General features: G+C 74.4%; 22 protein-coding genes. 3 read left to right on the top strand and 19 right to left on the bottom strand.

Annotated elements, in window-relative coordinates:
- Positions 1 to 13: 13 nt before the first annotated feature.
- The 6 genes from BD833_RS23315 to pyrR all read right to left on the bottom strand — a co-directional run bounded on the left by BD833_RS23315 (position 14) and on the right by pyrR (position 8,814).
- Positions 14 to 1,384 carry a beta/alpha barrel domain-containing protein gene (locus BD833_RS23315; RefSeq protein ID WP_279536028.1) on the bottom strand — a complete coding sequence of 457 codons (1,371 nt, stop codon included), beginning with the start codon at positions 1,382 to 1,384 and terminating at the stop codon, positions 14 to 16.
- Positions 1,381 to 4,710, bottom strand: coding sequence for a carbamoyl-phosphate synthase large subunit (carB, locus tag BD833_RS17770; protein WP_166534476.1), 3,330 nt, complete (start codon positions 4,708 to 4,710; stop codon positions 1,381 to 1,383). The genes BD833_RS23315 and carB overlap by 4 nt, the downstream gene beginning before the upstream one ends.
- Position 4,711: 1 nt before the next feature.
- Complete coding sequence (carA, locus tag BD833_RS17765; RefSeq protein ID WP_166534475.1) at positions 4,712 to 5,878, bottom strand: glutamine-hydrolyzing carbamoyl-phosphate synthase small subunit; 1,167 nt, start codon at positions 5,876 to 5,878, stop codon at positions 4,712 to 4,714.
- A 73-nt stretch (positions 5,879 to 5,951) separates the two neighbouring features.
- Positions 5,952 to 7,256 carry a dihydroorotase gene (locus BD833_RS17760; protein ID WP_166534474.1) on the bottom strand — a complete coding sequence of 435 codons (1,305 nt, stop codon included), beginning with the start codon at positions 7,254 to 7,256 and terminating at the stop codon, positions 5,952 to 5,954.
- Positions 7,253 to 8,173, bottom strand: a complete 921-nt coding sequence (locus tag BD833_RS17755) for an aspartate carbamoyltransferase catalytic subunit (RefSeq protein ID WP_166534473.1) — start codon at positions 8,171 to 8,173, stop codon at positions 7,253 to 7,255. Before BD833_RS17755 ends, BD833_RS17760 begins: the two co-directional genes overlap by 4 nt.
- Positions 8,170 to 8,814: a bifunctional pyr operon transcriptional regulator/uracil phosphoribosyltransferase PyrR gene (gene pyrR, locus BD833_RS17750; protein WP_166534472.1), complete on the bottom strand. Its 645-nt coding sequence runs from the start codon at positions 8,812 to 8,814 to the stop codon at positions 8,170 to 8,172. The genes BD833_RS17755 and pyrR overlap by 4 nt, the downstream gene beginning before the upstream one ends.
- A 243-nt stretch (positions 8,815 to 9,057) precedes the next feature.
- Between pyrR and bldD the strand changes: the two genes are divergently transcribed.
- From bldD to BD833_RS17735, 3 genes are all read left to right on the top strand, one after another.
- Positions 9,058 to 9,615: a transcriptional regulator BldD gene (gene bldD / locus BD833_RS17745; protein ID WP_166534471.1), complete on the top strand. Its 558-nt coding sequence runs from the start codon at positions 9,058 to 9,060 to the stop codon at positions 9,613 to 9,615.
- A gap of 243 nt (positions 9,616 to 9,858) precedes the next feature.
- A complete protein-coding gene (locus BD833_RS17740; protein WP_166534470.1) occupies positions 9,859 to 10,782 on the top strand; it encodes an ABC transporter ATP-binding protein in 924 nt (307 codons plus the stop codon).
- Positions 10,779 to 11,810, top strand: coding sequence for a hypothetical protein (locus tag BD833_RS17735; RefSeq protein WP_166534469.1), 1,032 nt, complete (start codon positions 10,779 to 10,781; stop codon positions 11,808 to 11,810). Before BD833_RS17740 ends, BD833_RS17735 begins: the two co-directional genes overlap by 4 nt.
- A gap of 385 nt (positions 11,811 to 12,195) precedes the next feature.
- Here BD833_RS17735 and BD833_RS17730 read toward each other — a convergent pair whose 3' ends face one another.
- The 13 genes from BD833_RS17730 to alaS are packed head-to-tail and all read right to left on the bottom strand — an operon-like array spanning position 12,196 to position 24,695.
- On the bottom strand, positions 12,196 to 12,792 hold the full coding sequence (locus BD833_RS17730; RefSeq protein WP_166534468.1) for a nucleoside/nucleotide kinase family protein: 597 nt from the start codon (positions 12,790 to 12,792) through the stop codon (positions 12,196 to 12,198).
- Positions 12,793 to 12,798: 6 nt separating this feature from the next.
- Positions 12,799 to 13,206, bottom strand: coding sequence for a transcription antitermination factor NusB (nusB, locus tag BD833_RS17725; protein ID WP_166534467.1), 408 nt, complete (start codon positions 13,204 to 13,206; stop codon positions 12,799 to 12,801).
- Between the two features lie 26 nt (positions 13,207 to 13,232).
- Positions 13,233 to 13,793: an elongation factor P gene (gene efp / locus BD833_RS17720; protein ID WP_166534466.1), complete on the bottom strand. Its 561-nt coding sequence runs from the start codon at positions 13,791 to 13,793 to the stop codon at positions 13,233 to 13,235.
- Entirely contained in the window at positions 13,794 to 14,909 is a 1,116-nt protein-coding gene (locus tag BD833_RS17715) for a M24 family metallopeptidase (protein ID WP_166534465.1), read from the bottom strand. It lies immediately after the preceding gene.
- Positions 14,906 to 15,340, bottom strand: a complete 435-nt coding sequence (gene aroQ / locus BD833_RS17710) for a type II 3-dehydroquinate dehydratase (RefSeq protein ID WP_166534464.1) — start codon at positions 15,338 to 15,340, stop codon at positions 14,906 to 14,908. Before aroQ ends, BD833_RS17715 begins: the two co-directional genes overlap by 4 nt.
- Complete coding sequence (gene aroB / locus BD833_RS17705) at positions 15,337 to 16,395, bottom strand: 3-dehydroquinate synthase (RefSeq protein ID WP_166534463.1); 1,059 nt, start codon at positions 16,393 to 16,395, stop codon at positions 15,337 to 15,339. The genes aroQ and aroB overlap by 4 nt, the downstream gene beginning before the upstream one ends.
- A complete protein-coding gene (locus BD833_RS17700) occupies positions 16,392 to 16,925 on the bottom strand; it encodes a shikimate kinase (RefSeq protein ID WP_166534462.1) in 534 nt (177 codons plus the stop codon). The genes aroB and BD833_RS17700 overlap by 4 nt, the downstream gene beginning before the upstream one ends.
- On the bottom strand, positions 16,922 to 18,103 hold the full coding sequence (gene aroC, locus BD833_RS17695) for a chorismate synthase (RefSeq protein ID WP_166534461.1): 1,182 nt from the start codon (positions 18,101 to 18,103) through the stop codon (positions 16,922 to 16,924). The genes BD833_RS17700 and aroC overlap by 4 nt, the downstream gene beginning before the upstream one ends.
- A gap of 46 nt (positions 18,104 to 18,149) precedes the next feature.
- Positions 18,150 to 18,806, bottom strand: a complete 657-nt coding sequence (locus tag BD833_RS17690; RefSeq protein WP_243737761.1) for a prepilin peptidase — start codon at positions 18,804 to 18,806, stop codon at positions 18,150 to 18,152.
- 5 nt (positions 18,807 to 18,811) lie between these two features.
- Complete coding sequence (locus BD833_RS17685; RefSeq protein WP_166534460.1) at positions 18,812 to 19,603, bottom strand: shikimate dehydrogenase; 792 nt, start codon at positions 19,601 to 19,603, stop codon at positions 18,812 to 18,814.
- Positions 19,600 to 21,324 (bottom strand): endolytic transglycosylase MltG, encoded by a 1,725-nt coding sequence (gene mltG, locus BD833_RS17680; protein ID WP_166534459.1) that lies wholly within the window; start codon positions 21,322 to 21,324, stop codon positions 19,600 to 19,602. The genes BD833_RS17685 and mltG overlap by 4 nt, the downstream gene beginning before the upstream one ends.
- Positions 21,321 to 21,992, bottom strand: a complete 672-nt coding sequence (gene ruvX, locus BD833_RS17675; RefSeq protein WP_208092746.1) for a Holliday junction resolvase RuvX — start codon at positions 21,990 to 21,992, stop codon at positions 21,321 to 21,323. The genes mltG and ruvX overlap by 4 nt, the downstream gene beginning before the upstream one ends.
- Before the next feature lie 6 nt (positions 21,993 to 21,998).
- A complete protein-coding gene (gene alaS, locus BD833_RS17670; RefSeq protein WP_166534458.1) occupies positions 21,999 to 24,695 on the bottom strand; it encodes an alanine--tRNA ligase in 2,697 nt (898 codons plus the stop codon).
- Positions 24,696 to 24,743: the final 48 nt, after the last annotated feature.

The raw sequence follows: 24,743 nt of genomic DNA, 5'->3' as shown, positions 1-24,743 counted from the left end.
GGCACCTGGTCGGTCACGGGGCCTCCACGGCTCGGGGCAGGGTCTCCCCCAGGGCGGCGATGCAGCGCCGGGCGAGGAACGGGTCGGCGAAGGCGCCGGCGGCCGACTGCACCGCGTCGGCGCCGGCGGTGAACAGCGCCTCGAACGAGGCGGGGTCGGTGACCCCACCCATGGCGAGGACGTCGAAGTGCGCCCGCCCGGCGGCGCGCAGGGCGACCAGCCGGCGGGTGAAGTCCAGCGCCGGCTCCCGGATCGCGATGCCGGAGAGCCCGGCCAGCTCCCGGCCCGGGAAGGTGGCGGCGCCGTCGCTGCGGCGCACCCGGCTCTGCAGGGTGTTGATGCCGGCGATGCCGTCGACCAGCGGGACCAGCCGGGGCACGAGCGCGGCCAGCGCCGGCTCGTCCAGCCAGGACAGCTTCGCCACCAGCCCGGTGCGGTCGTCCAGCGCCCGCCGCACCGCCTCCACCACCGCGACGGTGGCGTCGGCGTCCAGGCACAGCGGCGGCTTCACGCCGTCGGCCGAGGCGCTCAGCGTGTTGGGGCAGGACAGGTTGAGCTCCACGACCGGTGCACCGGCCTCCTCGGCCAGCCGAGCCGTCCGGGCGAAGTCGGTCACCAGGTCGGCGCCGTCCCCCTCCCCCATGACGCTGACCAGGAGCAGCGCGTCGTCCCCGACGGCGGCCAGCGAGCGCGCCAGGTCGGCCATCCACTCCTCGGGCGCCGGCGAGGGCACCCCGAAGGAGTTGACCGTGCTCACCGCGGGGTCCCCCGGCGGCACCCAGCTCCACGGGTCGGAGACCACCTCGGCCGCCGCGCCCGGGGGCAGGCTCGACCGTGCGCCCGGCGCGAACGTCCAGTTCGGCTGCTCGTTGGGTGGGTGCTCCCGTCCGCGGACGGTCTTGTAGGTCAGCACGCGGTAGCCGCCCGCCACGTTGTGCCGCACCCAGGCCTCGCTGCCGTTCAGCACGCAGGCGGGCACCCCGATCGGGAAGCCGACGGTGCGGCCGAGCAGCCGCCAGCGCCGTCCGCCCGCCGTCGGCCGCTCGGGGAGCCGCGGCCCCAGCGGGCGGGCCAGGTTGTCCCGGAACCCGCCCAGCACGTCGTAGCCGGGCACCGGCAGCCCGGCCGCGGCGAGGAGGTCGGCGTGCCCGGCGAAGAAGAGCACCCGCGTGAGCAGGGGCAGGTCCTGCTCCCCCACCTCACCGGTGGCCAGCCGGGCGGCGAGGTCCTCCGCCGCCGACCGCTGCGCGTCGAGCTCGGCCGGCGCCGGGCGGGCGAACCGGGTGACCCCGGCGAGGAACGCGGCCGGGAGCTGGCCGACCGGCCCGCGGCCGACCAGCGCGGCGCGGACCTCCCGGACCGCCGCGTCCCCCGCCCCCGTCACGCCGACGTGCCGGCGAACGTGCTGGGGCCTCCCGACGTGCCGCCGGCCAGCGCCGCGTGCACCTCCTGCAGGCTGCGCACGCCGATGCCGCCCTGGCGCAGCGCCTCGATGCCCTGCACCGCGGCCGCCATGCCCTGCACCGTGGTGATGCACGGGATGCCGGCGCTCACCGCGGCGGTGCGGATCTCGTACCCGTCCAGCCGCGGACCGCTGTTGCCCGGCGCGCCGAACGGCGTGTTGAACACCAGGTCGACGTCCCCGGCCTGGATCCGCTCGACGATGTTGCCCGGGCCCTCGCTGAACTTCCCGACCACCTCGGCCGCGACGCCGTGCCGGCGCAGCACCTGCGCGGTGCCGGTGGTGGCCAGCAGCGTGAAGCCGAGGTCGGCCAGCCGCTTGATCGGGAAGACCGCCGACCGCTTGTCCCGGTTGGCCAGCGAGACGAACACCGTGCCGCCGGTCGGCAGCGACCCGTACGCGGCGGCCTGCGACTTCGCGAACGCGGTTCCGAACTCGGCGTCGAGGCCCATCACCTCGCCGGTGGACTTCATCTCCGGGGAGAGCACGGTGTCCACGCCGTAGCCCTCGACGGTGCGGAAGCGGTGGAAGGGCAGGACCGCCTCCTTCACCGCGATCGGGGCGTCGTCGGGGAGGTCGGTGCCGTCACCGGCGGCCGGCAGCACCCCGGCGGCGCGCAGCTCGGCGATCGTCTCGCCGACCGCGATCCGGGCCGCGGCCTTGGCCAGCTGCACCGCCGTCGCCTTGGAGACGAACGGCACCGTGCGGCTGGCCCGCGGGTTCGCCTCGATCACGTAGAGGATGTCGTCCTTGATCGCGTACTGGACGTTCATCAGCCCGCGGACGCCGATCCGTGCGGCCAGCTTCTCGGTGGCGGCGCGGATCTTGAGGAGGTCCGCGGTGCCGAGGGTGATCGGCGGGAGCGCGCAGGCCGAGTCGCCGGAGTGGATGCCGGCCTCCTCGATGTGCTCCATGACCCCGCCCAGGTACAGGTCGGTGCCGTCGTAGAGCGCGTCGACGTCGATCTCGACGGCGTCCTCCAGGAACCGGTCCACCAGCACCGGGTGCTCCGGGCTGACGTCGGTGGCCTTGGCGATGTAGGCCTCGAGCGTGGCGTCGTCGTAGACGATCTCCATCCCGCGGCCGCCGAGGACGTAGGAGGGCCGCACGAGCACCGGGTAGCCGATGTCCGAGGCGATCCGGTGCGCCTCGGCGAACGTCGTCGCGGTGCCGTGCTTGGGCGCGAGCAGCCCGGTGTCGGCCAGCACCCGGGAGAAGGCGCCGCGGTGCTCGGCGTCGTCGATCGCCTCCGGGGAGGTGCCGAGCACCGGGACGCCGGCGTCCTTCAGCCGCTGCGCCAGGGCCAGCGGCGTCTGCCCGCCCAGGGTGCAGATGACCCCGGCGACCGGGCCGGCCGCGCGCTCGGCCTCCATCACCTCGAGGACGTCCTCGAAGGTGAGCGGCTCGAAGTAGAGCCGGTCGGCGGTGTCGTAGTCGGTGGAGACGGTCTCCGGGTTGCAGTTGACCATCACCGCCTCGTAGCCGGCGTCCTGCAGCGCCATCACCGCGTGCACGCAGGAGTAGTCGAACTCGATGCCCTGGCCGATCCGGTTGGGGCCCGAGCCGAGGATCAGCACCGCCGGCTTCTCGCGCGGCTGCACCTCGGTCTCCTCGTCGTAGGAGGAGTAGTGGTACGGCGTGCGGGCGGCGAACTCCGCGGCGCAGGTGTCGACGGTCTTGTAGACCGGGCGCACGCCGAGCCGCCAGCGCAGCACCCGGACGCCGTCCTCGCCGGCGAGCTCGGGGCGCAGCGCGGCGATCTGCCGGTCCGAGAGGCCGTGCCGCTTGGCCCGGCGGAGCAGCTCCGGCGTCAGCGACGGCGCGTCGCGGACGGCGTCGGCGATCTCGCGGACCAGGACCAGCTGGTCGACGAACCACGGGTCGAAGCCGCTGGCCTCGGCGACCTGCTCCACCGTGGCGCCGGCGGCGAGCGCCCGCTCCGCGGTGTACAGCCGGCCGTCGACCGGCGTCCGGAGCGCCTCGAGCAGCTCCTCGGCCGACCGCGGGTCGGGCTGCCCGGTCCAGAAGCCGGCCGCCTTGGTCTCGGTCGACCGCATGGCCTTTCCCAGCGCCTCGGCGAAGTTGCGGCCCATCGACATGACCTCGCCGACGCTCTTCATCGTGGTGGTCAGCCGCGGGTCTGCGCCCGGGAACTTCTCGAAGGCGAACCGCGGGATCTTCACCACGACGTAGTCCAGCGTCGGCTCGAACGCCGCCGGGGTGACGCCGGTGATGTCGTTGGTGATCTCGTCGAGGGTGTAGCCGATGGCCAGCTTGGCCGCGATCTTGGCGATCGGGAAGCCGGTGGCCTTCGACGCCAGCGCGCTGGACCGGGAGACCCGCGGGTTCATCTCGATGACGACCAGCCGGCCGTCGGCGGGGTTGACCGCGAACTGGATGTTGCAGCCGCCGGTGTCCACGCCGACCGCGCGCAGGACGGCGATGCCGACGTCGCGCATCTTCTGGTACTCGACGTCGGTCAGCGTCATGGCCGGGGCGACGGTCACCGAGTCGCCGGTGTGCACGCCCATGGCGTCGATGTTCTCGATCGAGCAGATGACGACCACGTTGTCGCTGCGGTCGCGCATCAGCTCGAGCTCGTACTCCTTCCAGCCCAGCACCGACTCCTCGATGAGGACGGTGTGCACCGGGGAGTCGGCCAGCCCGTGGGAGGCCATGCGGCGCAGCATCGCCTCGTCGGTGGCGAACCCCGAGCCGAGGCCCCCCATGGTGAAGCTCGGCCGGATGACGACCGGGTACCCGACCTCCTCGGCGGTCTCGATCGCCTCTTCGACGGTGCCGCAGACCCGCGAGCGCGGGGCGTCGGCGCCGATGGAGCGGACGATGTCCTTGAACAGCTGCCGGTCCTCGCCGCGGTTGATCGCGTCGACATCGGCACCGATCAGCTGGACGCCGTACTTCTCCAGCACGCCGTTCTCGTACAGCCCGATGGCGATGTTCAGCGCCGTCTGCCCGCCCAGGGTCGCCAGCAGCGCGTCGGGGCGCTCCTTGGCGATGACCTTCTCCACGAACTCCGGGGTCAGCGGCTCGATGTAGGTGGCGTCGGCGATCTCGGGGTCGGTCATGATCGTCGCCGGGTTGCTGTTGACCAGGCTGACCCGCAGCCCCTCGGCCCTGAGCACGCGGCACGCCTGGGTGCCGGAGTAGTCGAACTCGGCGGCCTGGCCGATGAGGATCGGGCCGGAGCCGATCACCATCACGTGCGCGATGTCGGTGCGCTTGGGCACGTCAGGCCTCCTTCTCGCCGGTGCTGTGCTCCACGACGGGAGGCGGGCTGACGGGTTCCCCGCCGCCGCGGGCGCTCTCCATCAGGTCGACGAAGCGCTGGAACAGGGGTGCGGCGTCGTGCGGCCCGGCCGCCGACTCCGGGTGGAACTGGACGCTGAAGGCGGGCGCGTCGACCAGTCGCAGGCCCTCGACGACGTCGTCGTTGAGGCCCACGTGGCTCACCTCGACCGGGCCGTACGGGGTGTCGGTGGGCCGGTCCAGCGGCGCGTCGACGGCGAAGCCGTGGTTGTGGCTGGTCACCCGCACCGTGCCGCTGACCCGGTCGAGCACCGGCTGGTTCAGGCCGCGGTGGCCGAACTGCAGCTTGTAGGTGCCCAGGCCCAGCGCGCGCCCGAGGATCTGGTTGCCGAAGCAGATGCCGAACAGCGGGCGGCGGGCGTCGAGCACGCCCCGCACCGCCTCGACCGCGTAGTCGGCCGCGGCCGGGTCGCCCGGGCCGTTGGAGAGGAACACCCCGTCGGGTCCGGCCGCCAGCAGCTCCTCGGCGGTGGCCGTCGAGGGCAGCACGTGGGTCTCGACGCCGAGCGCGGCCAGGTGCCGCGGCGTGGCCGTCTTGATGCCCAGGTCGAGCGCGGCGATGGTGAACCGCTTCTCCCCCACCGCCGGGACCACGTAGGGCTGCTGCGTGCTCACCGTCGGGGCGAGGTCGGCGCCGGTCATGCCCTCGGCCGCGGTGACCCGGGCGAGCAGCTCGTCGGCGGAGAGCTCGGTGCTGATGCCGGCCCGCATGGCGCCGCGGTCGCGCAGGTGCCGGGTCAGGGCGCGGGTGTCGATGCCGCTGATCCCGACGACCCCCTGGGCGACCAGCTCGTCGTCCAGGCTGCCGGTGGCCCGCCAGTTGGCCGGCCGGCGGGCGGGGTCGCGGACGACGAAGCCGGCGACCCACATGCGGCTGCTCTCGTCGTCCTCGCCGTTGACCCCGGTGTTGCCGATGTGCGGGGCGGTCATCGCCACGATCTGCCCGGCGTAGCTGGGGTCGGTGAGCGTCTCCTGGTAGCCGGTCATGCCGGTGGCGAAGACCGCCTCGCCGACCGTGGTGCCGGTGGCGCCGTAGGAGTCACCCTGGAACGTCCTGCCGTCCTCGAGCACGAGGATCGCGTCACTCACCGTGTCCCCGTTCCCGGCCACGCTCGCTCCGCTCCTCGCTCGTTCCTCGCTGCGATGCTCACTCGCTGCCGGTTCACCGTGTTGCCTTTCCGTCCAGAACGGTCGCCGTCCCCCGGAGGAACGTGGCGACCACCCGGCCGGGGAGCTCCCGGCCGGCATAGGGGCTGTTGCGGCTGCGGCTGGCCAGCGCCGCGGGGTCGACCGTCGCGCGGGCCGCGGGGTCGACCAGGACCAGGTTGGCGGGCTCGCCGGGGGCGATGGGGCGGCCCTGCGACCGGTCACCCAGCCCGTCGAGCCGGCCGATGGCGGCCGGGCGCACCGACATGCGGTCGGCGACGCCGGCCCAGTCGAGGCGGCCGGGCTCGACCATCGTCTCGATGACCACCGCCAGCGCCTGCTCCAGCCCGAGCATCCCGGGCCGGGCCTGGGCCCACTCGCTCTCCTTGTCCTCCACCGCGTGCGGGGCGTGGTCGGTGCCGACGGCGTCGATCGTGCCGTCGGCCAGCCCGGCACGCAGCGCCTCGACGTCGGCGTCGGTGCGCAGTGGTGGGTTGACCTTGAACACCGGGTCGTAGCTCTCGGCGCAGGCGTCGGTGAGCAGCAGGTGGTGCGGGGTGACCTCGGCGGTGACCTGGACGCCCCGCGACTTGGCCCAGCGCAGGATCTCCACCGAGCCCGCCGTCGAGACGTGGCAGACGTGCAGCCGGGCGCCGACGTGCTCGGCCAGCAGCACGTCGCGGGCGATGATCGCCTCCTCCGCGGCGGCCGGCCAGCCGGTCAGGCCCAGGCGGGCCGAGCGGTCGCCCTCGTGCATCTGGGCGCCGACGGTGAGCCGCGGCTCCTCGGCGTGCTGGGCGACGACGCCGTCGAAGGCCTTCACGTACTCCAGCGCCCGGCGCATCAGCGCCGGGTCGGCGACGCAGTGCCCGTCGTCGGAGAAGACGCGGACCCGGGCGGCGGAGTCGGCCATCGCGCCGAGCTCGGCCAGCCGCTCGCCGGCCAGGCCGACGGTCACCGCGCCCACCGGGACGACGTCCACCAGGCCGGCCTCCTGCCCGAGCCGCCACACCTGCTCGACCACGCCGGCGGTGTCGGCGACCGGGTCGGTGTTGGCCATGGCGTGCACCGCGGTGAAGCCGCCGAGCGCGGCGGCGCGGCTACCGGTCTCGACCGTCTCGGCGTCCTCGCGGCCGGGTTCGCGCAGGTGGGTGTGCAGGTCGACCAGGCCGGGCAGCGCGATCAGCCCGGCCGCCTCGACCACCTCGGCGCCGGTCGCGGACAGCGACTCGCCGATCGCCGCGATCCGGCCGTCGGTCAGCAGGATGTCGGCGGGCTCGCCGCCGCAGGGCCTCGCGCCCTTGATGAGGTAGCTGGTCATGCGGGCGCGCCTCCGAGCAGCAGGTAGAGCACGGCCATGCGGGTCGAGACCCCGTTGGCGACCTGCTCGACGATGGTGGAGCGGGCGGAGTCGGCCACCTCGGCGGCGATCTCCATCCCGCGGTTCATGGGGCCGGGGTGCATGACGATGGCGTCGTCGGGCAGCACGCCCATCCGGCGGGCGTCCAGGCCGTACCGGCGGCTGTACTCGCGGGCACTCGGGAAGAACGAGGCGTTCATCCGCTCGGCCTGCACCCGCAGCATCATCACCACGTCGACCTTGGGCAGCACGGCGTCCAGGTCGTAGGAGACCTCGGCCGGCCAGCTGCCGACGCCGACGGGCAGCAGGGTCGGCGGGGCCACCAGCGTGACGTCGGCACCGAGGGTGTGCAGCAGGCCGACGTTGGAGCGGGCCACCCGGCTGTGCAGCACGTCGCCGACGATCGCCACCCGCACGCCCTCGAGCCGGCCCAGCCGCTGCCGGATCGTGTAGGCGTCCAGCAGCGCCTGCGTCGGGTGCTCGTGGGTGCCGTCGCCGGCGTTGACCACGCTGCCGCGCACCCAGTTCGCCAGCCGATGGGGTGCCCCCGAGGAGGAGTGCCGGACGACGACGGCGTCGGCGCCCATGGCCTCCAGGGTCAGCGCGGTGTCCTTGAGGCTCTCGCCCTTGGAGACGCTGCTGCCCTTGGCCGAGAAGTTGATGACGTCGGCGGAGAGGCGCTTGGCGGCCAGCTCGAAGGAGATGCGGGTGCGGGTGGAGTCCTCGTAGAAGAGGTTCACCACGGTGCGGCCGCGCAGCGTCGGGAGCTTCTTCACCTCGCGGCCGGCCAGCGCCTGGTCGATCTGCGCGGCGGTGTCGAGCACCAGCGTCGCATCGGCCCGGTCGAGGTCGGCGGCCTCCAGCAGGTGCCGCTTCACCGTGCCTCCTCTCCCCGCGGTTCCCGGACCCCTGGCTCCCCGTCGGTCACGAGCACCTCGTCGGCGCCGTCGATCTCCGCGAGGTGCACCCGCACCTGCTGCGACCGCGACGTGGGCACGTTCTTGCCCACGAAGTCGGCCTTGATCGGCAGCTCCCGGTGGCCCCGGTCGACCAGGACGGCGAGCTGGACGACGCGGGGCCGGCCGAGGTCGCGCAGCGCGTCGAGCGCGGCCCGCACCGACCGGCCGGAGAAGAGGACGTCGTCGACGAGCACCACCAGCCGGCCGTCGATGCCGGCGTCGGGCAGCACGGTCGGCTCCAGCGCGCGGACGCCGCGCAGCCGGAGGTCGTCCCGGTACAGGGTGATGTCGGCGGTGCCGACGTCGACGCGGGTGCCGGTGAAGGCCTCGATGCGCGCCGCCAGCCGGCGGGCCAGCGGGGCGCCGCGGGTGGGGATGCCGACGAGCACCAGGTCGGCGAGGCCGCCGTCGGCGCCGTCCTCGGCCCGCCCGCTGGCGGCCCGCTCGATCAGCTGGTGGGCCATGCGGTCGACGACGCGGGCCACGTCGGCGGAGGTCAGCAGGGTGCCGGGAGCGCCACCGGGAGCGGTGCTCCGGGCAGGCTCGGGTGCGCGGGCCATGAGGCCTCCTTCCCCGCCTCACGGGACGGGTCGTTAAAGGAGTGGTCGGACCGGGCCCGACGGTACTGCACCGCGGGCGGCCGCCCGCCGCCCACCCGGACGCGGGCGGGGCCGATCCGGCACGCCGAGGTACCGCTCCTCACCACTCGGGCGTGTCGGGCCGCCTGTTGTGATCCCGGCATCGCCAGTACGCTGCGTGACGACCAGCACCGATCCGAGACGACGGACTGTGAGCAGACAGCGATGAGCACCGACTACTCGCGGGCCCTCGGCGCCCGGCTCCGAGCGATCCGCAACCAGCAGGGGCTCTCCCTGCAGGGCGTGGAGGACAAGTCGCACGGCCGCTGGAAGGCGGTCGTCGTCGGCTCCTACGAGCGCGGCGACCGCGCCGTCACCGTGCAGCGCCTCTCCGAACTGGCCGTCTTCTACGGCGTGCCGGTGTCGGAGCTGCTGCCCGACCCGCGGCCGAGTTCCGCGGTCACCGCGACGAACAAGATCGTCCTCAACCTGGAGTCGCTGGGCTCGCTGCCGGCCGACGAGGCCGGGCCGCTGGCCCGCTACGCCTCGACGATCCAGGCCCAGCGCCACGACTACAACGGCAAGGTCCTCTCGATCCGCGCCGAGGACCTGAAGTCGCTGGCGATCATCTACGACATGAGCCCCGACGAGCTGACGTCCCGGCTGATCGAGTGGGGCGTGCTCTCCCCCGGCATGGAGGGGATCGTCGGCAGCGGCGACGACGAGGACCTCGAGGAGGACGTCGACGAGCCCTGGGGCGACCGCCGGCGCTCCCCGCGCTGACGACAGGGCTCCCGCCGCACGGCGGGAGCCCTTCGCCGTTCCCGGCCCTGCGGTTCCCGGGTCCTGCGCTTTCCGGGTCCTGCGCTTTCCGGGTCCTGCGCTTTCCGGGCCCTGCGCTTTCCGGGCCCTGTGCTTTCCGGGCCCCCGCGGTTCCGACACGCACGCCGGACGCTGTCACCGCGGACGTCGCTGTGCCAGGGTGCTCCCACCCGGGCGGCTGATCCGGAAGGCAGGGAGGCCCGCATGCCGGCGGTGGAGATGGTGGGGGTCTCGAAGACCTACCGCGGACGGGGCGGCCAGCCCCTGAAGGCGCTCGACGGGCTGGACATGGTGGTCGGGTCCGGCGGCGTCCACGGCCTGCTGGGGCCCAACGGGTCGGGCAAGACGACCTCCATTCGCGCCCTGCTCGGGTTGGTCGGCGTCGACGGTGGCAGCGGCACGATGAAGGTGCTCGACCAGCCGGTGCCCTCCGGGCTCCCGGGCGTCATCGGCGACGTCGGCGCCATGGTGGAGACCCCGCTGTTCTTCCCGGGCTTCTCCGGCCGCCGCAACCTCCGGCTGCTGGCCGAGACCGCCGGGGTGCCGTCGGCCCGGGTCGAGGAGTGCCTGGAGCTGGTGGACCTGCGGGAACGCGCCGACGACCGGTTCAAGGGCTACTCCCTCGGCATGAAGCAGCGGCTCGGCATCGCCGCGGCGCTGCTCAAGGCCCCCCGCCTGCTCATCCTCGACGAGCCGAGCAACGGCCTGGACCCGGCGGGCATCCGCGACGTGCGCGAGCTCATCCGGCGGCTGGGCTCCGACGGCCGGACGACGGTGCTGGTCTCCTCCCACCTGCTGGCCGAGATCCAGCAGGTCTGCGACTCGGTCACCATCCTCGCCCGCGGCCGCCGGGTGGCGTCCGGACCGGTCGCCGAGGTGCTCTCCCGCGCCGGCACCGGCGACGTCCGCGTGGTCGTGCCCGACCCCGCCGCCGCGGCGGCCGTGCTCTCGGCCGCGGGGTTCTCCGTCTCCCCGACCCCCGACGGCCAGGTGCTCGTGCACGGCGCACCCGCCCCCGGCCAGATCACCCGCGTGCTCGCCGAGCACGGCCACTACGTCGAGGAGCTGGTCCGCGTGACCCCCGACCTGGAGAGCGCCTTCCTCGCCATCACCGGGGAGCGGGCATGAGCGCGATGACCGAGCAGCCGACCACGGCGCCGCAGCCGGCCGCAGCCGCCCACCGGGGCAGCCTGTTCCGGGCGGAGCTGCACCGGTTCCGCGCCCGCCGCTTCGTGCAGGTCCTGCTGGGCCTCGCGGTGCTCGGCTGGCTCGGCGCGGTGGTCATCGGGCTGCTGAACTTCGGTGAGCCGACGGAGGCCGACTTCGCCGACGCGCGGCAGCAGATGGAGGAGATCCTCGCCAGCGAGCGGGCCTGGTACGCCGAGTGCGCGGCGGAGGCCGAACGCGCCGGCGAGCTCGCCGAGCAGATGTGCGGCCCGGGCATCGACGCGTCCACCTGGCGGGTCGAGGACTTCGTCCAGACCGCGCCGTTCGACTTCGCCGCCACGGCCGACGCCGGGGCCATGGCCTTCGCCGCCGCCGCCGCCGTCCTCCTCTTCCTGATCGGCGCCACCTGGATCGGCGCCGAGTGGTCGCACCGCACGATCGTGGCGCTGCTGTTCTGGGTGCCGAACCGGGTGCGCGTCATGGCCACCAAGATCGGCGTCCTCGCGCTCGCGGCGGTCGCGATCGGCCTCGCCGCGCAGCTGGCCTGGCTGCTCATGGCCTGGATCCTGCGCACGTTCGTGGGCGACGGGCAGGAGCTGCCCGACGGCTTCTGGGGCGACCTGCTGGCCGTGCAGGGCCGGGGGGTCCTGCTGGTGGTGCTGATCTCCCTGATCGGCTTCGGGCTGGCCAACCTGGTGCGCAACACCGGGGCGGCGCTGGGCGTGGGCTTCGTGTACTTCGCGATCGTGGAGAACGCGCTGCGGATCTACGACCCGATGCTGGAGCGCTGGCTGATCTCGACCAACGCCGCCGCGCTGGTCGCCCCGGACGGGGTCCGGGTCGTCGACTACAGCGTCATGACCACCGGACCGGAGGGCCCGCCGTCCTACCTGGTCACCAACCTGCAGGGCGCCCTGGTGGTCGGCGCGGCCGCCGCGGTGATCGTCGGCATCGGGGTCTGGCTGTTCGCCCGCCGCGACCTGCACTGAGCGCACCAGGCGTCGGACGGTCGGGACCGATCGGAGGGGCCTACCCCTCCTTGGACATGCCCTTCGCGGACGAGGAGCCGGAACCAGGGGTGTGCGACGGACTCGTCCCCGGCGCGGGGCCCCGTGGCGCCTTGGGCATCGCGGAGACGACCGGTCCCGTCGCCGGGTAACCGCCCTTCTTCTCGGACCCCGAGTGCGACAGCGACTTGGTGGGGTGTCCCGTACTGCGCACCGGCCTTGCGATCAGACCTCCAGGACGTCGGCGTACTCGACTTCTTCCCAGAAGTACGAACAAGGAGGTACGACCGTCCACAGGCTGGATGCGGCCCTCGTCGTCCTCGAGGAACTCACCGGTGTCCGCCTCGACCCGGTCTGAGGCGCCCGCTCAGCAGTCGGGCGCGTCCCACCGGAGAATCCGCGGGGCGCTGACGTCCCGATTGTCGATCAGCACGTCGGCCCCAGTCTCCGGATCTGCTTCGGCGCGGTAGAGCGCCTGCCCCGGCAGGTAGCGGGCGCGGTAACGCTGCTCCAGTTCGGCCAGTGAGGCATAGAGCGAGCGGTCCCGCTGCCGAGCGCGCGCGAGGACCGTCTGCTCCGGGACCCGGAGATGAACCGAAAGGTGCCACAGGCGCCTCAGCTGCGGTCGGAGCAAGAAGATGCCGTCGACGACCAAGGTTCGCGGCCCGGCCCCGTCCGCCCCGTTCCGGAAGGGAACGAGGACCTCTGCCAGCAGCCGGTCGTGGTCGATGGCGTCCAGGTAGAAGCCCTCAGCGGACAATTCCCCCCGGCGGTAGCGCTCCTCGACGGGCCGCGGGAAGTCGTCGACGGAGACCCGCTGCACCGGTCCCGACAGCTCGGCGGCGAGCCGATCGGCGAGCGTGGTCTTTCCGGCGGCGTCCGGCCCGTCGATCCCGACCAGGACCCGCGAATGCCGGGCCGTCAGAGCAGCGACAGCTGCGGCCAGCCGGGAGACGAGTTCCACCGTGGCTCAGGCGGTCGGGACCTCGGCGGCGAGGATCGCGCCCAGCACGCCGTTGACGTACTTCGGCGAGTCGTCGGTGGACAGCGCCTTGGCCAGCTCCACCGCCTCGTCGATGACGACGGCGTCGGGCACGTCGTCGGCCCAGAGCAGCTCGTAGGTGGCCATCCGCAGGATCGCGCGGTCGACGTCGGGCAGCCGGTCCAGCGACCAGTTGCTGGCGTGCGCCCCGATCAGCTCGTCGATGCGGGCGCCGTGCTCCGCCACGCCCTCCACCAGCCGGACCGCGTGCTCCGACACCGGCGGGTTGCCGTCGGCGACCCGCTCACGGAGCAGCTCGAGCCGGTCGCGACCGCGGACGTCCGCCTCGTAGAGGACGTCGACGGCGCGCTTGCGCGCCTTGGACCGTGCAGCCATGCCGGCCTACCCCGCCCGCCCCGCGCTCAGTTGACCCGGCCGAGGTACCGGCCGTCGCGGGTGTCCACCTTGAGCTTCTCGCCGGTGGAGATGAACAGCGGCACCTGGATCTGCGCGCCGGTCTCCAGGGTGGCCGGCTTGGTGCCGCCGGTGGAGCGGTCGCCCTGCAGGCCCGGGTCGGTGTGCTCGACGACGAGCTCCATGGTCACCGGGAGCTCCACGTACAGCGGCGTGCCGTCGTGCACTGCGACGACGACCTCGGTGTTGTCCAGCAGGTAGTCCGCGCCGCCCCCGACCGTCTGGGACGGCACGTAGATCTGGTCGAACGTGTCGCCGTCCATGAAGACGAAGTCGGTGCCCTCCTTGTACAGGTAGGTCATCGACCGCTTGTCGACGGTGGCCGTCTCCACCTTGGTGCCGGCGTTGAAGGTCTTGTCCACGACCTTGCCCGACAGCACGTTCTTCAGCGTCGTCCGCACGAACGCGCCGCCCTTGCCGGGCTTGACGTGCTGGAAGTCGGTGACGGTCCAGAGCTGGCCGTCCAGGTTGAGGACGATGCCGTTCTTGAGGTCGTTGGTGGTAGCCATCTACAGAACCAGCAGTTCCTTGCTCGTGAGGGTCAACAACTCGGGCGCGTCATCGGTGACGATCAAGGTGTCCTCGATCCGGACACCGCCGTGGCCGGGCAGGTAGACGCCCGGCTCCACGGTGACGGCCATTCCGGCAGCGAGCGTACCCGCGCCGAGCTGGCCGATGCCCGGCGCCTCGTGGATCTCCAGGCCCACCCCGTGCCCGAGGCCGTGGGTGAAGTGCTCGCCGTGGCCGGCCGCGACGATGACGTCGCGCGCCGCGGAGTCCACCGCGACGACGTCCGCCCCGACCGCCAGCGCCGCCCGCCCGGCGGCCTGGGAGGCCGCCACGAGCGCGTAGATCTCCCGCTGCCAGTCAGCCGCGTGCCCGAGCACGAGGGTGCGGGTCATGTCGGAGTGGTAGCCCTCGACGGTGGCGCCGAAGTCGAGCTTGAGGAAGTCACCCGCGCGCAGCTCGGTGCGGTCGGGCCGGTGGTGCGGGATGGCCGAGTTGGCCCCCGCGGCGACGATCGTCTCGAACGACGGCGCCTCCGCCCCGAGGGCCAGCATGCGGGCGTCGAGCTCGCGGCCGACCTCGAGCTCGGTGCGCCCGGGCCGCAGCGCGCCCTCGGCGGCCAGCTCGGCCAGCGCCTGGTCGGCGACGGCGCAGGCACGGCGGAGCAGCTCGATCTCGTTGTCGTCCTTGATGATGCGCTGCGCCTCCACCGCCCGGCGCACCGACGCCAGCTCCGGCGCCGTCCCGCCGGCGGCGGCGTCGGCCAGCACCTGCTCCAGCCCGTGCAGCCCGTCCACGGTGAGGTCGTGCGACTCGTAGCCGATCCGCACGCCGCCGCGCCGCACCGCCTCGCGGGCCAGCGCCGGCACGGTCGCCCGGTCCACGACCAGCTCGACGTCGGGCACCTGGGTGCCGGCCTGCGTGGTGTACCGGCCGTCGGTGCCGAAGACGTCACCGCCGTCGGCCCGCACGAGCAGCGCGCCGTTGGACCCGGTGAAGCCGGTCAGGTACCGCACGTTGAGCAGGTTCGTGACCAGGACGGCGTCCAGCCCCCGCTCGGCCGCCGTGGCCCGGAGGACGTCGCGGCGACCGGCTTCGCGACGGGTGTCCCGGCTCACGACAGACCCCGCAGGGTCATCCACTGCAGCGCCAGCACGTAGCCGTGCACGCCGAGCCCGGCGATGGAGCCGTCGGCGGCCCGGGACACGTAGGAGTGCCGCCGGAAGTCCTCGCGGGCGTGGATGTTGCTGAGGTGCACCTCGAGCACCGGCGCGGCCACGGCGGCCAGGGCGTCGTGCAGCACCACGGAGGTGTGGGTCCAGCCGCCGGGGTTCACCACGATCGGGTCGCCGGCGTCGGTGGCGGCGTGGATCCAGCGGAGCAGCTCGCCCTCGTCGTCGGTCTGCCGCACCTGCACCTCGACGTCCAGCTCGCGGGCGGCGGTCTCCACCAGCTCGACCAGCTGCGCGTACGTGGTCGTGCCGTACACCTCCGGCTGGCGCGTGCCGAGCCGGCCGAGGTTGGCGCCGTTGAGCACCTGGATGGTCATGAGGTCTCCGATACTGCGGCCCACGCCGCGTCGAGCCAGGCCTGGTCGGGGTTCGTGAGGATGGTCGGGTTGCCGAGCCCGTCGAGGACGACGAACCGCAGCGCGGCGCCGCGGGCCTTCTTGTCCACCCGCATGACCGCCTGAAGCGCCGGCCAGTCGCCCGAGTAGCGGGTGGGCAGGCCCATCGCCGCCACGAGGTCCCGGTGGCGGGCCACCTCGGCGGCAGTGAGCAGCCCCGCCTGCCCGGCCAGCTCGGCGGCGAACACCGTGCCGACGGCGACCGCCTCGCCGTGCCGCCAGCCGAAGTCCTCCACCCGCTCGATGGCGTGGCCGAGGGTGTGCCCGTAGTTCAGGAACTCCCGCCGTCCGGTGTCGTAGAGGTCCTCCCCCACCGCCGCGGCCTTGACCCGCACCGCACGCTCGATCAGCTCCTCGGTGTCGCGGTGCCCGGTCGGCTCGGCCTCGAGGAGCTCGAGGATGCGCGGGTCGGCGATGAACCCGCACTTGACCACCTCCGCCATGCCGGCCCGGAACTCGGCCTCCGGCAGTCCGGCCAGCAGGCCGGTGTCGGCGAGCACCGCCGACGGCGGGTGGAAGGCGCCGACCAGGTTCTTGCCGGCGGCGGTGTTGATCCCGGTCTTGCCGCCGACCGCGGCGTCGACCATGCCGAGCAGGCTGGTGGGCACCTGGACCACGCGGATGCCGCGGGTCCAGGTGGCGGCGAGGAAGCCGGCCAGGTCGGTGACCGCGCCCCCGCCGAGCCCGACGACGGCGTCGGAGCGGGTCAGGCCCAGCCGGCCGAACTCCTCCCACAGCTCCGCGGCGACGGCGGCGGTCTTCGCCGCCTCGCCGTCGGGGACGACGACGGCCTCCGCGGCCACGCCGGCGGTCTGCAGCGTCTCCACCGCGGCGCCCGCGGCGGCGGCCAACGGTGGCGCGTGCACCACGACGGCCTTGGGCGTGCCGGCCAGCACCAGCGCGAGCTCGGCCTGGGCGCCGGGCCCGATCACGACCTCGTACGGCTTCTCCCCCGCGACGGGGACGCGGCGGCTCACGGCTGCACCTGCGGGGACACGACGGCGATCACCTCGGTGACGACCTCCTCCGGCGAGCGCCCGGCCGTGGGCACCCGGTGGGTGGCGACCTCCGCGTAGAGCGGGGCGCGCTGTTCGAGCATGGTGCGCAGCATGGCGCGCGGGTTGACCGCCAGCAGCGGCCGGTCCCGGGACAGGCCCACCCGGCGGGCCGCCGAGGCGACGTCGACGTCGAGCCAGACCACCGCCGCGCCGGTACCGCCGTGCGCCACCAGGAGCTCCCGGGTGGCGGCGCTGGTCACCGCTCCCCCGCCGAGGGCGAGCACGCCGGCGTGCTCGGCGAGCGCCCGGGCGACGGCCCGCTCCTCCAGCGCCCGGAAGTGCGGCTCCCCGTGCTGGACGAACAGGTCCGCGACCGACACGCCCGTCTCGGCCTCGACGTCGCGGTCGGTGTCGCGGAAGGGCAGCTCGCGCGCCTCGGCGACCGCCGTGCCGACCGTCGTCTTCCCCGACGCCGGTGGCCCGACCAGCACCAGGGCGGGACCGCTCACCGGTAGGGCAGGGCGTCGAGGTAGGCCTGGGCGTTGCGCCGGGTCTCGGCCACCGAGTCGCCGCCGAACTTCTCCAGCACGGCGTCGGCCAGCACCAGGGCGACCATCGCCTCCATGACCACGCTGCCGCGGGGCACCGCGCAGGCGTCGCTGCGCTGGTTGATCGCGACCGCCGCCTCCCCGGTGGCGACGTCGACGGTCTGCAGCGCCCGGGGCACCGTGCTGATCGGCTTCATGGCGGCCCGGACCCGCAGCACCTCGCCGTTGGTCATCCCGCCCTCGATGCCGCCGGCGCGGTCGGTGAGCCGCTGCACCCGTCCGTCGTCGGCGAGGACGATCTCGTCGTGGGCCACCGAGCCCCGGCGGCGGGCGGTCTCCAGCCCGTCGCCCACCTCCACGGCCTTGACCGACTGCACGCCCATCAGGGCGGCGGCCAGCCGCGCGTCGAGGCGGCGGTCCCAGTGCACGTGGCTGCCCAGGCCCGGCGGCAGGCCGTGGACCACCACCTCGATGACCCCGCCCAGGGTGTCCCCGGTCCGGCGGGCGTCGTCGATCTCCGCGGTCATCGCCGCGCTGGTCGCCGGGTCGGCGCAGCGCACCGGGTCCTCGTCCAGCCGCGGGTTGTCCCCCGGGCCGGGCACCAGGCCGTCGGGGGCGACCACCGGGCCGATGCCGACCACGTGGCTGACCACCGAGACGCCGACCGCCTGCCGCAGGAACGCCTGGGCGATCGCGCCGAGGGCGACCCGGGCGGCCGTCTCCCGCGCGCTGGCCCGCTCGAGCACCGGCCGGGCGTCGTCGAAGCCGTACTTCTGCATGCCGGCGAGGTCGGCGTGGCCCGGGCGCGGCCGGGTGAGCGGCGCGTTGCGCGCCTGGCCGGCGAGGACCTCGGCGTCCACCGGGTCGGCCGACATCACGGTCTGCCACTTCGGCCACTCCGTGTTGCCGACCTGCACGGCGATCGGCCCACCCTGGGTGCGGCCGTGCCGGACGCCGCCGGTGAGCGTGACGACGTCCTGCTCGAAGGACATGCGGGCGCCCCGCCCGTGCCCCAGCCGGCGGCGGGCAAGCTGCAGGTCCAGGTCGGAGGTCTGCACCTCCACGCCTGCGGGCAGGCCCTCGAGGATGGCGGTGAGCTGCTGGCCGTGCGACTCACCGGCGGTCAGCCAGCGCAACATGCCGGGGATTCTGCCAGGCGGCCGGAACCCGCCCCGACGGCATGGGTCATCCGGGCGGGATCCCGCCGATCGCCAGGGCCAGGACGGCGCCGGCCAGCAGCGGCGGGCCGAACGGCACGGTGTCCCGCCAGCCGGCCCGGCGGGTGGCCACCAGCACCACCGAGGCGAGGGCGCCGGTGAGCAGGCCGAGGAACAGACCGGCGAGCAGGACGCCCCACCCGGCCCAGCCGAGCACCAGCCCGAGCAGCCCCAGCAGCTTCACGTCCCCGAGGCCGAGCGCCGGGGGCGCGGCCAGACGGACGCCCCCGGAGACCACGAGCGTGGCGGCGCCCGCGGTGACGGCCCGGGCCAGCGCCGGCCAGGCGCCCTCGACCGCGGCGTCGGCGAGCAGCGCGGCGCCGCACACCCCGAGCGCCGGGGCGAGCACCCGGTCGGGCAGCCGGTGGGCGGCGAGGTCGACCAACGCCAGCACGACGGCGGCGCCGGCGGCCCAGGCGAGGGCGATCGTGGCCGGGCGCAGGCCGCCGAGGAGCACCGCGCCGGCCAGCCCGCCCGCCAGCAGCGCGGTCGCCAGCACCGTCGTGCCGGAGGTCGCCGTCGCCCGGGGATCCCGGGCGGTGAGCCGGGCGGCGGTCCGGGCCAGCCACGGACCGAGGACCAGCGCGCCCGCCACGGCGCAGCCGAGGACGCCCCAGGGCTCCACCGCGGTCAGCGGGCGTCGAGGGCGGCGCGCATCGCGGCGAGCGGAGCCGGCTGCCCCGTGATGAGCTCGACCTGGGCGGTGGCCTGCCAGAAGAGCACCTCGAGGCCACCGACCACCGTTCCGCCGGCGTCGGTGACCCGGTCGGCCAGGGGCGTGGGCCACGGCGCGTAGAGGACGTCGAGCACGGTCTGCCCGGCCCGCCAGTCCAGCGCGGCGACGGCCGGCTGCCCGGCGACGGGCACGGTGCTCACCGCGAGCGGCGCCTCGACCCGCGCGCCGGCCAGCGGCAGGACGCGGTTGCCCACGCCGAGGGTGTCCAGCACCCGCACGACCTCCCCGGCCCGGGCGGTGTCCCGGACGAGGACGTCGACCTCCACCGCGCCCAGCGAGGCGAGGGCGACGGCGGCGGCGGCCGCCGTCCCGCCGGCCCCCAGGATCGCGGCGCGCTCGACCTGCTCGACGCCGGCCAGCTGCAGCGCCAGCCCGACGCCGGTGACGTCGGTGTTCTCGGCCCGCCAGCCGGCATCGGTGCGGACCAGGGTGTTGGCCGCCCCCAGCAGCCGGGGCAGCGGCTCCACCACGTCGGCGGCCTGGACCGCCGCCTGCTTGCACGGCATGGTCACCGAGAAGCCGCGCCACTCCTCGCCCAGCCCCGCGACCAGCGGCGCCACGTCCTCGGCCCCGACGTCCAGGGCGTCGTAGGTCCAGTCGGTGAGCCCGAGCGCCGCGTAGGCCGCGCGGTGCAGCAGCGGGGAGAGCGAGTGGGTCACCGGCCGCCCGAGGACAGCGGCCCTCATTCGTCGGGCTGGGCCCGGAGCCACTGCCGGAAGACCTCGACGTTGACCGCGTGCTCCTCGGCGGTGCGGGCGAACCGCGTCTCCCCCGTGTCGGGGTCGACGACGACGAAGAAGCGCCAGTCGCCCTCGGCCGGGTTCTGCACCGAACGCAGCGCCTGCTCACCGGGGTTGCTGATCGCCCCCGGGGGGAGCCCGGCGTGCACGTAGGTGTTGTACGGGGAGGGGTTGGCGCGGTCCTCCGGCGTGGTGGTGATCCCCGCCTTGCCGTTGGCGTAGTTCACGGTGGTGTCCAGCTGCAGCGGCATGCCGTCGGCGAGCCGGTTCTCCAGGACCCGGGCCACCTTCGCCATGTCCTCGGCCGAGGCGGCCTCGGCCTGCACGATGCTCGCCTTCGTGACCGTGACGAGCCGCTCGGCCTCGGGGATCTGGAGGGCGTCGAGCGCCTGGTCGGCGCGCGCGACCATGGCCGTGAGCATCTCCGCGGGCGTGTCGTCGGGGTGGAACTCGTAGGTCGCGGGGAAGAGGAAGCCCTCGAGCATGCCGCCGGCGTAGGGCGGCAGGCCCAGCGCCGCCGGGTCGGCGGCCGCGGCCTCGAGGTCGGCCAGCGGGGTGCCGGTCTGCTCGGCGAGCAGGGCCAGCGTCTGCTGGACGGTGAGGCCCTCGCGCACGGTGACCCGGGAGACCTGGCGGGCCGCGGGGTCGAGCAGCAGGTCGAGCGCCGACTCGCCGCTCATCTGCGAGCGCAGGGTGTAGACGCCGGGCTGGATGCCGGTGGCGTCGGGATTCGCCTTCGCCGCGCTCACGAACGGGCCGGTGGAGGCGATGACGTCGGCCTCCTCCAGCGTGCGGGCGATGTCGCTGAGCGTGTCGCCCTCCTGCACGCGGACGTCGATGCTGCCGGTACCGGCGCCGGCGTAGTCCTGGGAGGCCGGGTTGAACAGGCCGAGCAGCTGCTGGCCGCCGATCACGATGCCCGCCACCAGCCCGCCGAGCACCAGCAGCGCGAGGACCACCGCGAACGGCCGCCGGCGCCGCCGGCGGTCGCCGCGCGAGTCGTAGGGCTCGACGGGGATCTCCTCGTCGGAGAACGGCTCGTGGACGTCGGTGTGCCCGGTGTCCAGCATCTCGTCGGACCCGGCGTGGACGTCGTCGTGCTCGTCGGCCACCGCGCCGGCATCCCCGGGGGCGGCCGGCGGGACCGACCGGCCGGCGCGGCGCAGGCCGCGACGCCGGGGCCGGTCCTCGTCCACGTTCGCGCCGATGACGTCCAGGCCGCCGGTCTGCTCGTCCCAGTGGGTCTCGTGGACGCGGGGCTCGTCGTGCAGCTCGTCGTAGTGCTCGTCGTCCGGTCGCCCGCCCAGCCGGGGCGCAGCCACCGTGGCGTCGTCGTCACCCAGCCCCGGTCGCGGGCGCATCCGGTCCCAGGCGCCGGTGGGCAGCGGCGGGAGCGGCGCCGACGGGTGGGGGCCGTAGCCGTAGCCGTGGTCGTCCGCGTCGCGGCGCGCCGTCAGCGGGTGGTCGGCGGAGCCGGTGGCCCCGGAGGACCACCAGTCGCGCTCCATCGGCCCGGTGGCATCGGCGTGGCCGGTGCCCCGGCCGAAGCCCGGCGGGAGTCCTCCGGCGGCGGCACCCGCACCGGTCCGGAACGACGAGGACGCCGTACCCGGGAACTCGTCGAAGGAGTGCCTGCCCCGCCGCGGCGGCCCGCCGGGCGCCGTCACGAGCTCGCCCCCCGGGAGTCGAGATACTGCTGGAGGATGACCACGGCCGCCGCCTGGTCGATCACTCCGCGCTGGCGGCGGCTGTCGATGCCGCCCTCGCGGAGGTGGCTGGCTGCGGTCACGGTGGAGAGCCTCTCGTCGATCAGGTTCACCGGCACATCCGGAATGCGGTCGGCCAGTTCCTGAGCGTAATCGGCAGCATCGCGGGCAGAACTGCCCGCCGCACCAGAGAGGTGCACCGGCTCCCCCACCACCACCTCTGTCACCTCGTGTTCCACCACGAGCGCCGCGAGCTGGTCCAGGTCGGACCCGTTCCTGGCCCGGCGCAGGGTCTCCAGCGGGCTGGCGAGGGTGCCGGTCGGGTCGGACATGGCCACGCCCACCCGGACGGTGCCGACGTCGATGCCCAGCACCCGGCCCCGGGCGGTGGCCCCGGGCCGGCGCGGCGGCACCTTGAGGTGCGTGGGCCAGCCGCCGGACAGGTCGATCTCGGTGGTCTCGTGCTTGACCGGCGGGAACCCCTGGCTGAGGTCGATCTCGGTGGTCGGGTGGTACGTGGGCTGCTCACCCGTCGACGGACGCGGGCGCGCCGGCGGGACGGCCGGCAGCTCACGGCGTCGCCGGCCGACGGGGCCGGTGTCCTCGGGGCTGTGCTCGGATCCGGACACGATGGTCTACCTCCCAGTGGCGGTCACGACCGCCTGGATGCCTGCCTGCAACGCAGCGGGGATACCCGCGGGATCGGTTCCGCCCCCCTGCGCGACGTCGGACTTGCCGCCGCCACGGCCCCCCACCGGGGCCGAGGCCGCCTTGAGGACGTCGTTGGCCGACAGCCCCAGCGTGACCGCGGCCGCGTTGAGCGCAGCCACCAGTGCCACCTTGCCACCGGATTCCGACGCGAGCAGCACGACCGACGGCCGGTCGGCCGCCAGCCGCCCCCGGACGTCGAGGGCGAGGGTGCGCAGATCGCCACCCCCCAGCCCGGCCGGCGACCCGGTGACCACGGCGACGCCCGCGACGTCGGCAGCGGACGCGGCGAGCTCACCCGCCGCGGCGAGGTTCTGCTGGGCGCGCAGGTCGGCGAGCTCCCGGTCCAGGTCGCGCAGCCGCGCCACCATGCCGCTCACCCGGTCGACCAGCCCGTCCTGCGGCGACTTGAGCAGCTCGGCGAGCTGGCGCACCAGGTCGCGCTCGCGGGCCAGGTAGCGGAAGCCCTCCAGCCCGACGACCGCCTCGACGCGGCGGGCGCCCGAGCCGACCGACGACTCCCCGGTCAGGGCCAGGGTGCCGATCTGCGCACTGCCCCGCACGTGGGTGCCACCGCAGAGCTCGCGGGACCACGGTCCGCCGATCTCCACGACGCGCACCTGCTCGCCGTAGGTCTCCCCGAACAGGGCCAGGGCGCCGAACGCCTGCGCCTCGGGGAGCGTCATCCAGGAGGCGCTGACCCGGTGGTCGGCGCGGACGGCGGCGTTGGCGACGTCCTCGATGTCGGTGCGCTGCTGCGCGGTGAGCGCGCCCTGCCAGGCGAAGTCCAGCCGGAGGTAGCCCGGCCGGTTGTACGAGCCGGACTGCAGCGCCTGGGGGCCGAGCACCTGGCGCAGCGCCGCGTGCACCACGTGCGTGCCGGAGTGCGCCTGGCAGGCCGAGAGCCGCCACTCGCGGTCCACCTCGGCGGTCAGCTCGGCGCCCTCGGTGAGCTCGCCCTCGAGCACCCGCACCTGGTGGGCGACCAGCCCCTTGACCGGGCGCTGCACGTCGATGACCTCCGCGCGCCCGCCGTCCCAGGTCAGGATGCCGGCGTCGGCGACCTGACCACCGGACTCGGCGTAGAACGGCGTCCGGTCCAGCACCACCCGGGTGATCTCACCGGGGCCGGCCGGCCGCTCGCCCTCGTCCCCGCCCTCGTCCTGGCCCTCGCGGACGACGCCGAGCACGCGGGAGTCGGTGCGCAGGGTGTCGTAGGCCCGCCAGTCGGTGGGGCCGTGCTCGGCGAGCAGCCGCCGGTAGGCCAGGACGTCGACCGAGCCGGTGCGCTTGGCGCGGGCGTCGGCGCGGGCGCGGTCGCGCTGCTCGGTCATGAGGGCGCGGAAGCCGGCCTCGTCGACGGTCACGCCCTGCTCGGCGGCCATCTCGAGGGTCACGTCGATGGGGAAGCCGTAGGTGTCGTGCAGGCTGAACGCCTGCTCGCCCGACAGCGTCGGGGAGCCGGCCTTGCGGGCCTGCGCGACGGCGGTCTCGAACAGCGTCGTCCCGGAGGTCAGCGTGCGCCGGAACGCCTCCTCCTCGGCGTAGGCCACGGCGGAGATCCGGGCGAAGTCGGTCTCCAGCTCCGGGTAGCTGGCCTTCATGGCCTCCTTGGAGACCGGCAGCAGTTCGGGCAGGGTGGCCTCGTCGACGCCGAGCAGCTTCATGGAGCGCACGGCGCGGCGCAGCAGCCGGCGCAGGATGTAGCCGCGCCCCTCGTTGCCCGGCGTGATGCCGTCGCCGATCAGCATCAGCCCGCTGCGCACGTGGTCGGCGACGACCCGCAGCCGGACGTCGGCGTCGACGTCCTTGCCGTAGGTGACCCCGGCGAGGTCGGCGGCGCGGTGCAGCACCGGGGCGACCTCGTCGATCTCGTACATGTTGTCGACGCCCTGCAGCAGGTAGGCGACCCGCTCCAGGCCCATGCCGGTGTCGATGTTCTTCCTCGGCAGCTCGCCGACGACCGTGAACTCCTCCTTGCCGCGGACGTCGGTGAGCTCGTACTGCATGAAGACGAGGTTCCAGATCTCCAGGAACCGGTCGCCGGCGGTGTCCACCAGCGGGCCGCCGTCGGGGCCGAACTGCGGCCCGCGGTCGAAGTAGATCTCCGAGCAGGGGCCGCCGGGGCCGGCCGCCCCGGTGTGCCAGTAGTTGTCCTTCTTGCCCAGCCGCTGGATCCGCTCGACCGGCAGGCCCGCGATCCGGTGCCAGGCGTCGGCGGCCTCGTCGTCGTCGAGGTAGACGGTGACCCAGATGCGGTCGGGGTCGAAGCCCAGCCCGCCGTCCTCCAGCCGCCCGGTGATCAGCTCCCAGGCGTGCTGGATCGCCCCCTCCTTGAAGTAGTCGCCGAAGGAGAAGTTGCCGTTCATCTGGAAGAACGTGCCGTGCCGGGTGGTCTTGCCGACCTCCTCGATGTCGAGGGTCCGGACGCACTTCTGCACGCTGGTGGCGCGCGGGAACGGCGCGGGCTCCCGCCCGGTCAGGTACGGGATGAACGGCACCATGCCGGCGACGGTGAACAGCAGCGACGGGTCCGGCGAGACCAGCGACGCGCTGGGGACGACGGTGTGCCCGCGCTGGGCGAAGTGCTCGAGGAAGCGGCGGCGGATCTCGGCGGTCTGCATCGTCTACTCAGTTCTGCGGGGCCGGGCCGCGGGCGGGGTCCGGCCGGT

The sequence above is a fragment of the Blastococcus xanthinilyticus genome, assembly GCF_008124835.1.
In the GTDB taxonomy this organism is placed as follows: domain Bacteria; phylum Actinomycetota; class Actinomycetes; order Mycobacteriales; family Geodermatophilaceae; genus Blastococcus; species Blastococcus xanthinilyticus.
This window is presented reverse-complemented; position numbering and strand designations above follow the sequence as displayed.